The 10,279-nt window shown below is 73.5% G+C and carries 4 protein-coding genes and 1 pseudogene; 1 reads left to right on the top strand and 4 read right to left on the bottom strand.

Going from position 1 to position 10,279, the window contains the following annotated elements; genetic code table 11:
* Nucleotides 1-58: 58 nt before the first annotated feature.
* On the top strand, nt 59-3,661 hold the full coding sequence (locus PV343_RS39875; RefSeq protein ID WP_319151953.1) for a multifunctional oxoglutarate decarboxylase/oxoglutarate dehydrogenase thiamine pyrophosphate-binding subunit/dihydrolipoyllysine-residue succinyltransferase subunit: 3,603 nt from the start codon (nt 59-61) through the stop codon (nt 3,659-3,661).
* A 155-nt stretch (nt 3,662-3,816) separates the two neighbouring features.
* On the opposite strand, the gene fxsT is transcribed toward PV343_RS39875, so the two are convergent.
* The 4 genes and pseudogenes from fxsT to PV343_RS39855 all read right to left on the bottom strand — a co-directional run.
* Nucleotides 3,817-6,819 (bottom strand): FxSxx-COOH system tetratricopeptide repeat protein, encoded by a 3,003-nt coding sequence (fxsT, locus tag PV343_RS39870; RefSeq protein WP_319151952.1) that lies wholly within the window; start codon nt 6,817-6,819, stop codon nt 3,817-3,819.
* Between the two features lie 79 nt (nt 6,820-6,898).
* The gene (locus tag PV343_RS39865) at nt 6,899-8,101 is read right to left on the bottom strand and encodes an aKG-HExxH-type peptide beta-hydroxylase (RefSeq protein ID WP_319151951.1); all 1,203 of its coding nucleotides are present in this window, start codon (nt 8,099-8,101) and stop codon (nt 6,899-6,901) included.
* A complete protein-coding gene (locus PV343_RS39860; RefSeq protein WP_319151950.1) occupies nt 8,098-8,373 on the bottom strand; it encodes a hypothetical protein in 276 nt (91 codons plus the stop codon). Before PV343_RS39860 ends, PV343_RS39865 begins: the two co-directional genes overlap by 4 nt.
* A 91-nt stretch (nt 8,374-8,464) precedes the next feature.
* Nucleotides 8,465-10,279, bottom strand: a pseudogene (locus PV343_RS39855) (hypothetical protein); the annotation flags it as partial.

Genomic DNA, 10,279 nt, shown 5'->3' with positions numbered 1-10,279 from the left:
CCTGGACATCGAGACCCTGACCCAGCTGGAGGACCTGCTCGACGGCTGGCCCGGCTCGATGGTGGTCATCTCCCACGACCGGTACTTCCTGGAGCGCACCACCGACCGCACCTTCGCCCTGCTCGGCGACGCGACGCTGCGCATGCTGCCGCGCGGCATCGACGAGTACCTGGAGCGGCGCCGCGCCGCCGTCGAGGCCGCCACCCCCGCCCCCGCCCCGGCCAAGCCGGCGACGCCCGCACAGGCGCCCGCTCAGCCGACGGCCAAGGCCGCCCCCGCAGCCGCCGCGCCCGAGGGCCCGGAGCTGATCACGCTGCGCGGCCCGGCCGCCGCGGTCGCGAAGAACATGAACGCCTCCCTGGAGCTGCCGACCGCCACCTCGGTCCGCGCGGTCCCGGTGAAGCTGCTGTTCGACAACCGGATCGTCATCAACAACCACCTGAAGCGCGCCCGGGGCGGGAAGATCTCCTTCACGCACCTGATCGGCTTCGCGATGGTGCAGGCCATCAAGGCCATGCCGGCGATGAACTGGTCGTTCGGCGAGAAGGACGGCAAGCCGACCCTGGTCAAGCCGCCGCACGTCAACCTCGGCCTGGCCATCGACCTGGTCAAGCCGAACGGTGACCGCCAGCTCGTCGTGGCCGCCATCAAGAAGGCCGAGACGCTGAACTTCTTCGAGTTCTGGCAGGCCTACGAGGACATCGTCCGCCGCGCCCGCGACGGCAAGCTGACGATGGACGACTTCACCGGTGTCACGGTCTCCCTGACCAACCCCGGCGGCCTCGGCACCGTGCACTCCGTGCCGCGGCTGATGCCCGGCCAGTCCGTGATCATGGGCGTCGGCTCCATGGACTACCCGGCGGAGTTCCAGGGCACCTCCCAGGACACCCTCAACAAGCTCGGCATCTCGAAGGTCATGACGCTCACGTCGACCTACGACCACCGGGTGATCCAGGGCGCCGCCTCCGGCGAGTTCCTGCGCCAGGTCGCGAACCTGCTGCTCGGCGAGAACGGCTTCTACGACGCGATCTTCGAGGCGCTGCGCATCCCCTACGAGCCGGTCCGCTGGCTCAAGGACATCGACGCCTCCCACGACGACGACGTCACCAAGGCCGCCCGCGTCTTCGAGCTGATCCACTCCTACCGGGTCCGCGGCCACGTCATGGCCGACACCGACCCGCTGGAGTACAAGCAGCGCAAGCACCCCGACCTGGACATCACCGAGCACGGCCTCACCCTGTGGGACCTGGAGCGCGACTTCGCGGTCGGCGGCTTCGCCGGCAAGTCGCTGATGAAGCTGCGCGACATCCTCGGCGTGCTGCGCGACTCGTACTGCCGCACCACCGGCATCGAGTTCATGCACATCCAGGACCCCAAGCAGCGCAAGTGGATCCAGGACCGCGTGGAGCGCCCGCACTCGAAGGTGGAGCGCGAGGAGCAGCTGCGCATCCTGCGCCGCCTGAACGCGGCCGAGGCCTTCGAGACCTTCCTGCAGACGAAGTACGTCGGCCAGAAGCGCTTCTCGCTGGAGGGCGGCGAGTCCGTCATCCCGCTGCTCGACGCGGTGATCGACTCCGCCGCGGAGTCCCGCCTGGACGAGGTCGTCATCGGCATGGCCCACCGCGGCCGCCTGAACGTCCTCGCCAACATCGTCGGCAAGTCGTACGCGCAGATCTTCCGCGAGTTCGAGGGCAACCTCGACCCGAAGTCGATGCACGGCTCCGGCGACGTGAAGTACCACCTGGGCGCCGAGGGCACCTTCACCGGCCTGGACGGCGAGCAGATCAAGGTCTCGCTGGCCGCCAACCCGTCCCACCTGGAGACGGTCGACCCGGTCATCGAGGGCATCGCCCGCGCCAAGCAGGACATCATCAACAAGGGCGGCACGGACTTCACGGTCCTGCCCGTCGCGCTGCACGGCGACGCGGCCTTCGCGGGCCAGGGCGTGGTGGCCGAGACCCTCAACATGTCGCAGCTGCGCGGCTACCGCACCGGCGGCACGGTCCACATCGTCATCAACAACCAGGTCGGCTTCACCGCGGCGCCGGAGTCCTCGCGCTCGTCGATGTACGCCACCGACGTGGCCCGCATGATCGAGGCCCCGATCTTCCACGTGAACGGCGACGACCCGGAGGCCGTGGTGCGCGTCGCGCGTCTGGCCTTCGAGTTCCGCCAGGCGTTCAACAAGGACGTGGTGATCGACCTCATCTGCTACCGCCGCCGCGGTCACAACGAGTCGGACAACCCGGCCTTCACCCAGCCGCTGATGTACGACCTGATCGACAAGAAGCGCTCGGTGCGCAAGCTCTACACCGAGTCCCTGATCGGTCGCGGCGACATCACCCTGGAAGAGGCCGAGCAGGCCCTGCAGGACTACCAGGGCCAGCTGGAGAAGGTCTTCACGGAGGTCCGCGAGGCCGCCTCCCAGCCGGCCTCCGGCCCCGTCTCGGACCCGCAGGCGGACTTCCCGGTCGCCGTGAACACCGCGATCTCCTCCGAGGTCGTCAAGCGGATCGCCGAGTCCCAGGTCAACATCCCGGACACCTTCCACGTCCACCCGCGTCTGCTGCCGCAGCTCCAGCGCCGCGCGGCGATGGTCGAGGACGGCACGATCGACTGGGGCATGGGCGAGACGCTCGCGGTCGGCTCCCTCCTGCTGGAGGGCACCCCGGTCCGCCTGTCCGGCCAGGACTCCCAGCGCGGCACCTTCGGCCAGCGCCACGCGGTCCTCATCGACCGCGAGTCGGGCGAGGAGTTCACGCCGCTGATGTACCTCGCCGAGGAGCAGGCGCGCTACAACGTCTACAACTCGCTGCTGTCCGAGTACGCCGTCATGGGCTTCGAGTACGGCTACTCGCTGGCCCGCCCGGACGCGCTGGTCATGTGGGAGGCGCAGTTCGGCGACTTCGTCAACGGCGCCCAGACCGTCGTCGACGAGTACATCTCGGCCGCGGAGCAGAAGTGGGGCCAGACGTCCGGCGTCACCCTCCTGCTGCCGCACGGCTACGAGGGCCAGGGCCCGGACCACTCCTCGGCCCGTGTCGAGCGCTTCCTGCAGCTCTGCGCCCAGAACAACATGACGGTCGCCATGCCGACCCTCCCGTCGAACTACTTCCACCTCCTGCGGTGGCAGGTGCACAACCCGCACCACAAGCCGCTGGTGGTCTTCACCCCGAAGTCGATGCTGCGTCTGAAGGCCGCCGCGTCGAAGACGGAGGAGTTCACGTCGGGTCAGTTCCGCCCGGTCATCGGCGACGCCTCCGTGGACCCGGCCGCGGTCCGCAAGGTCGTCTTCGTGGCGGGCAAGCTGTACTACGACCTGGAGGCCGAGCGGGTCAAGCGCGGTGTCACGGACACGGCGATCATCCGCATCGAGCGCCTGTACCCGCTGCCGGGCAGCGAGATCCAGGCCGAGGTCAACAAGTACCCGAACGCCGAGAAGTACCTGTGGGCGCAGGAGGAGCCGGCGAACCAGGGTGCCTGGCCGTTCATCGCGCTCAACCTGATCGACCACCTGGACCTGGCGGTCGGCGCCGACATCCCGGCCGGCGAGCGGCTGCGGCGCATCTCGCGCCCGCACGGCTCGTCCCCGGCGGTCGGCTCCGCCAAGCGCCACCAGGCGGAGCAGGAGCAGCTGGTGCGTGAGGTGTTCGAGGCGTAGGCCTCCGGCGGTTCGGCCGCTGCTTTCGAGGGCCCGGTGTCGAGTTTCCGCTCGGTGCCGGGCCCTTCGCCTGTTCGGAGGGGCCGTTCGGAGCGTGCGCGGGTGCGGGTCCGTCGGGGTTGTTCGCGCCGTTCCCCGCGCCCCTTCGGGGCGCTTCAGCCCAGGTAGGCTTCGAAGTCCCAGTAGGGGCGGGTGCGTTGGCGGGCCGAGATGGTGTGGGGGTGCTGGGCGCCCAGGGTGCGGGTGAGGCCCAGGAGGCCGTCCTCCTCCAGCTTTCCGGCCTCCTCCTGTTCGCGTGCCGCCCGCAGGTCGGCGGCGAGCGCCACCTGGCCCGACAGCGTGAGCGGGTGCTGGGGGCCCAGGGTCCGCTGCGCTCTGCGCAGGGTCTCCCGGCTCAGCTCCACGGCGTCGGAGATCCGCCCGTTGAAGTTGCGGGCGCTGGCCGCGTTGAGCGCGCAGCCCAGCACCCAGGGGTGCTCGGTGCCCAGCGTGGCGCTGAGCCCGGCGAGCGCCGCCTCGAACATCGCCATCGCCTCGGCGCGTTCGCCGGCCGCCTGCATGACCAGGCCGGTGTTGGAGAGCATGCCGGTGGCCACGGGGTGGGCCGGGCCGAGCAGGGAGCGGTAGCCGGCCTCGGCCTCGTCGATGAGGTCCCGGGCCTGGCTGAGGTCGCCGTGCTCCCGCAGGAAGTTGCCGTAGTTGGTGAGGAACGCCAGGGTGCGGTAGTGCTCGCGGCCGTGCAGCTGCTCCAGCTGTTCCAGCAGGGTCGCCATGGACGGCCCCACCTCCTGCGCGTGGCTGCCCTCGCGGCGGCGGCACATGGCGAGCTGGGCGCGGGCCTCCAGGGTCTGCGGGTGCTGCTGGCCGAGCACCTGCACATGGAGCCGGACCACGGGCTCCTGCCGGACCAGCGCGTCGCGGTAGCGGCCCAGCAGGCGCAGGCCGTGGGTGACGGCGTTGCCCGAGTTCAGGGTGGTGATGTGCCGGGCGCGCAGCACGCTCTCGCGGCGGGCCAGCGTCTCCAGGTCGAGTTCGTACGCCTCCGCGTAGCGGCCGAGCAGGCGCAGGCCGACGCCCAGGTTGTGCCGCGCCACCAGGGTGGGCGGCTCGTCCTGGCCGAGGAGCCGCTCGTTGCCTGCCAGGACCTCGCGCTGGAGGTCGTCGGCCTCCCGGTAACGGCCCAGGTGGCGCAGGCTGGCCGCCATGGCGCTGCGGGTGACGAGTTCGCCGAGCACGTTGGGCTGCGGGGCCGCCCGGAGTTTGTCCAGCGCGGCGTGGTCGAGGTCGTAGGCGTCGCGGAACCTGCCGCTGGCCCGCAGCATGTTGCTCTGCTGGGTGGTCAGGTCCAGCACCGGCTGGGCCAGCGGGTCCATGAACTGCGACCAGGCCTCACGGATCTTGCGGACCAGGTCGAGACCGCTGTTGTACTCGCCGCTGCGCACGCAGTAGCGCAGACAGTTCAGCAGCAGCTCCTGCACCCGGGGCTGGTTGCTGGCCAGGGCGCCGGAGGGTTCGAGGTGCGGCAGCAGCTCGGCGTAGCGGGGCCAGGTCCGGCTGTCCGCCGGGTTCCCGGGGTCGGCCTCGGCGAGCAGGGTGCGCACCGCCCGGCGGTGCCGGGTGCGGCTGTCCTCGCTGGTCAGCTTGGAGACGATGTCGTGGACGAGCCGGTGCATGTGGACCGACTCCTGGTGCGGGCCCATCTCGGCGCCCACCGGCCCGCGCGTCTCCCGGGTCAGCACCGAGTAGTTGACCAGGGTGTCCAGCGCCCGGGTCCAGGCCGGCAGATCGGTGGCCATCCAGCGCAGTTCCTCGGGGAGTTCGGCGCGCGGGTAGGCCCGGATCAGGCCGAGCGGGATCCGGCCGGGCGCGAACGAGGTGCAGAGGCTGAGCACGTCGATGGCCTGCGGCTGGGCGCCGCGCAGCCGGTTGAGCAGTATCGACCAGGAGGTCAGCGAGGACTGCGGGAAGTCCTCCCCGGAGGCCGGTTCGTCGACGGTGGACAGGCTGCCCTCGCGCACCATGCGCAGGTACTCGGGGACGTCCATGCCGGACTCGCCGAGCCAGGAGGCGGCCTGCACCAGCGGCAGCGGCACGTCGCCGAACTCCTCGGCGACCTCGTTGGCCTCGGCCGCGGTGATGTGCGGCGCGCGGCGCATCAGGTAGGCGGTGGACTCGCTGCGCAGGAAGGTGGGCACCTGCACCACTTCGCCGTGCTCGCTCCAGGCGCGGTTGCGGGAGGTGACGAGGACGTGGCCGCTGCCCTGCGGGAGCAGGGCGTTGACCCCTTCGGTGTCGTCCCAGCCGTCGAAGACCAGCAGCCAGTTGCCGTACGGCTCGCCCCGCCGCAGGGCGTCCCGCACGGCGCGGATGCGCTCGCCGGGCTCGCCGCCGATGGGCAGGCCGAGTTCCACGGCGAGTTCGCCCAGCCGGTCGCGCTGGATGTTGCGGTCGTCGGAGTTGACCCACCACACCAGGTCGTAGTCGGTGCTGAAGCGGTGCGCGTACTCGGCGGCCAGCTGGGTCTTGCCGATGCCGGACATGCCGAGCAGGGTGCAGGCGGCGGCGCCCTGCTCGGCGTCCGCGAGGCGCTGGTGGATGTCGTTGAGCAGGTCGTCGCGCCCGGTGAAGCGCGAGTTGCGGCGCGGGACCTCGCCCCAGATGTCGCAGCGGTTGTCGGGGTAGCGGACCTTGCCCGGCAGTGCCCTCGGGACCCGTCGGCGCTCCAGGCCGAGCCGGCCCAGCAGCCGCTCCTCGGCGGCCTCCTCGCCCAGCCCCCACAGGCTGGCCGGCTCCAGCACCGCCGTGGCCGGCAGCAGCGGACGGTTGGTCAGGTTGACGGCGGCGAAGCGTTCGGCGTGCGCGGCGACGAAGCCGCGCAGGGCGTCGTTCCACTCACCGGCGGGCCGGGGGCCCAGCTCGAAGAACCAGTCGTTGAGCACGAGCAGGATGCGCCCGCTGGACAGCAACAGGTCGCCGAGGGAGTCCTCGAGGGACGCCTCGCGCGGCGGGTCCCAGCGCTGCAGGGTGGTGCGGTGACCCTGGCGCTCCAGGCAGTACGCGATCCATGCCGCCCAGGAACGGTGGTATCCGGGGAAGACCACCAGAAAGTGCTCCGGTGCCCCAGGACCGTCTCCGCCCGACCGCCGCTGCTCCGCCATGACCGCTCCCTGTTCCCGCCGCCGTCCCACGCTGGGCGACCGCATGCATAACGTAACGCAACCGGACCTCTACACGGCGTCATGCCGGGTGCCGGGTCAGTGTGCCGAGCCGGACCAGGTGCCGGTCCATGCCTCGGACGAACTCCCTTCCCGCAGAGGTCAGTTCACTGGAATCGCGCAGGATGGACAAGGCCTCGGCGACCTCGTCCCGGTGGGCCTCGAACCGGCTGTGCGCGTGCAGCCGCCACCCCGGGGGCACGGCCGGTCCCGCCCGGGCCCGCCACCACAGGTCCAGCAGCGCCAGATGCGCGTAGGCGCCCTGCAGCACACCGGACACCGGCCGCGGGTCCGGCCGCCAGGCGACCCGGTGCAGGGTGTCCGCGCCCGGCCGCAGCAGCGGGACGGCCTCCCCGAGCGCCGCCAGCTTGGTGTGGTGCGTCTCGTGCACCAGGAGGTCGGCGAGGGCGCCCGCGTCCCGGGGCGGCTCGGCGAGGACCGCGCCGGGGGCGGCCCGGCGTGTCGCGCTGATCGGGGGGCCGGCGGTCAGGCCGGGGCGTTCCAGCGGGACGAGGGCGCGCACCGTCGCCCGGGTCTCGGCGGCGCGCTCGGGGTGGGCCGCGGCGAGCAGCGCGTGCGCCGCGCCCCAGAGCCCGCTCCAGCGCTCGTGGTCGACGCGGCCGCGCTCGGCTGCGCGCAGCGCGCCGGGGCCGATCCCGCTGGCCGGCACCCGGTAAGGGTTGAGGTCGTCGAGGACCGCGCCGCCCGCCAGTGGGGCCAGCGGCGTCCAGGCGGCGGAGGCGTCGCGGTAGGCGGGGGCGGCGGTCCCGGGCGGTCCGTCGGCGGGCCCGCCCAGGGTGCCGAGACCGGGCAGGTGCAGCGAATGAGGGGGATCGACGCGCGTCACACCACGGCGGCAGCCGGCCCGGACGGCCGCGGCGGCGGCCAGTCCGCCGAGGTGGGCCAGGTGCCGCTCGAAGGGCGGGCCAGGCGGCGCGGCGAGCGCCTCGGTCAGCCAGGCGCCGGTCAGGGGGTAGTCGACCACCTCGCGGACGGCGTCGGCGTCCGTGCGTTCGGCCGCCTCCAGCAGGGACCAGTCCCGTTCGAAGCGCGCGCACGTCTCCGGCCGCAGTTCGGCGCGCTGCCGCTCGTAGCGCAACAGGAGGGCCTTCAGGGTCAGGAGCCTGCGGGCGTGCAGTACGGCACGCAGGGCCGCGGTGCCGTCGGGTGACGGCCGGGTGCCGGCGAGTTCCGTGAGGAGCCCGGGCACGGTCACCGAGGTCATCCGCGGGGTTCCTCGCCGGTGTACGGCTGGACGCAGGCGGCCGAAAACGAATGCCCGGCGGCCTGCCCCGCCACGCCGTCGGGATCGCTGCCGGAGTACCAGACCTCGTGCAGCCGGTGGGCGGAGGTCAGCACCCGGAGCGCGGCCACGACGAGCTGCCGGTCGTCCGCGGCACGCAAGGTGCGCAGGTCGACGCCGGTGAGGTCGGGCGGGACCCGGCTCCCTTCGGCGCCCTGGCCGAGGCCGGCCCCCCGTGTCCTTGGCTCCCCCACCTCGGCTCCTCCCTGCCCCACGCCCGCCCCGCACGGCCGTGACGGCTGCCCAGTTCTTCCCGACAGGCCGGAAGCAGAAACCCGGCCGGGATCAACTCCGGTCAAGCTCGGCCGAGTTGTTCCACTCCTGAGTCCAAGGCCACCACGGCGGAGCCGCTTCGCGCCACTGTTCCTCCGGCATCAGCCGGCCCGCGCCGGCGAGCGGTTCGACGGGCGCGGCGCGGGACAGCTCGACGTCCGCCCAGTCCACCTCCCGCAGCGCGGCCACCAGCCGCTGCCACTGCTCGCGCGCCGCCCGGTACGCCCCGCGTGCCGCGCCGGGCCGGCCCATCAGCGCGAGCACCGTCCCGCTGCCGTACCGGGCCCGGGCCGCCGTCGCCGAACCGGGGTCGGCCCCGTACGCCGACTGCGCCTCCCGTTCGGCGTTCTCGTACGCCTGGAGCGCGTCCATCAGCACCGGCGCTCCGGCGTGGTACCAGCCCTCCAGCCGCACCCGGCCCAGTTGCAGCCACACCTCGGCCCGTACGGCGGCGTCGGCCGCCGCGCGCAGCGCCTGCCCGAGCAGGTGCCGGCTCTCGAACAGGTCGGGCAGGAAGCCCAGATGGCGGAACCGCTGGGCCAGCGCGCTGCCGACCAGGCCCTGCAGGCGGCCGCGCTGCGTGGACCGGGCGGGCAGCGACTTCAGCGCCTCGCGCAGGACGTACTCGGCCCGGTCCACGGTCCCCGCGCCGTCGCGCGCGGAGGCCCGCCGCAGCAGCGACTCGCCCCAGGAGGTGAGCAGCCGGCAGCGCAGGGCGCCCTCCGCGGGGGCGAGCAGGGCGGCCCGCTCGTACGCGGCGTCGGCCTCCCGGGCCTCGCCCGCCGCGTCGTGGAAGGCGGCCAGCGCGGCCAGGCAGGGCAGCAGCAGACCGGGGTCGTCCCCGGCGGACCGCCGGGCCCGTAGCAGGGCCTGCCGGGTCTCGCCGTCCTCGGCGCCGGACTCCCGCAGCGCTCGCGCCAGTTCGAGCAGCGCCGGCGCGCGTACGGCGTCGGCGGCCGCCTCGGCGTCCAGCAGCGCGCAGGCTTCGCGCAGCTCGCCGGCGGCGGCACCGGGGTGCCGCAGATCGAGCAGGATCCGCCCGCGCAGCAGCAGCCGGGACCGGTGCGCGGTGACGGCCCAGGGGACGTCGTCCCGGGGCCGGGGCGCGGGCGCGGCGGTGACGGTGACGTCGTCCTGCGGCCGGGGCGCGGGCGCCGCGGTGACCGTGACGTCGTCCTGGGGCCGGGGTGCGCGCGCCTCGGTGGCGGGCGCGGCCGGGTCGGCGCCGGACTCGGCCGCGTCGGCGTCAGGCTCGGCCGCTTCGGCGCAGGGCTCGGGGAGCACGTCACTGCCGGGGCGGGCGTGGCCGTCGCGGAGCGCGTCACCACCGGGCAGCGTGTCACCGCCGCGGAGCGCGTCACCACCGGGCAGCGTGTCACCGCTGGGGAGCGCGTCACCGCTGGGGAGCGTGTCACCGCTGGGGAGCGCGTCACCGCTGGGGAGCGCATCCCCGCTGGGGAGCGCCTGGCCGTCGCGGAGCGCGCCTCCGTCGGGAAGCGCCTCAGCACCGGAGAATGCGTCACCACCCGGAAGCGCCTCACCGTCGGCCACGGGTTCCGGGTCGTCGCCGGGCCGGGACGAGAACCACTCCCGTGCCCGCTCGGCGAGCCCGGGCCAGGGCGCGAGGCCGGGGTCCAGGACCTCCAGGGCCTGCGCGAGCGGCTCGCTCTCCGCCGTGAGCTGCCACAGTTCTCGGCGGCAGCCGGCCAGTTCCAGGGCCGCCTCGGCCCGCTCCCGGCTGTCGCCGGGCGCCGCCGCGTGGGCCGCGGCGAGCGCGGTCGCGGCCTCACGCAGCAGTTCGGCGCGGCCGCCCGCGGCCCGAGCGGC

Source organism: Streptomyces sp. WI03-4A, assembly GCF_033792105.1.
GTDB classification, from domain to species: domain Bacteria; phylum Actinomycetota; class Actinomycetes; order Streptomycetales; family Streptomycetaceae; genus Streptomyces; species Streptomyces collinus_A.
This window is presented reverse-complemented; position numbering and strand designations above follow the sequence as displayed.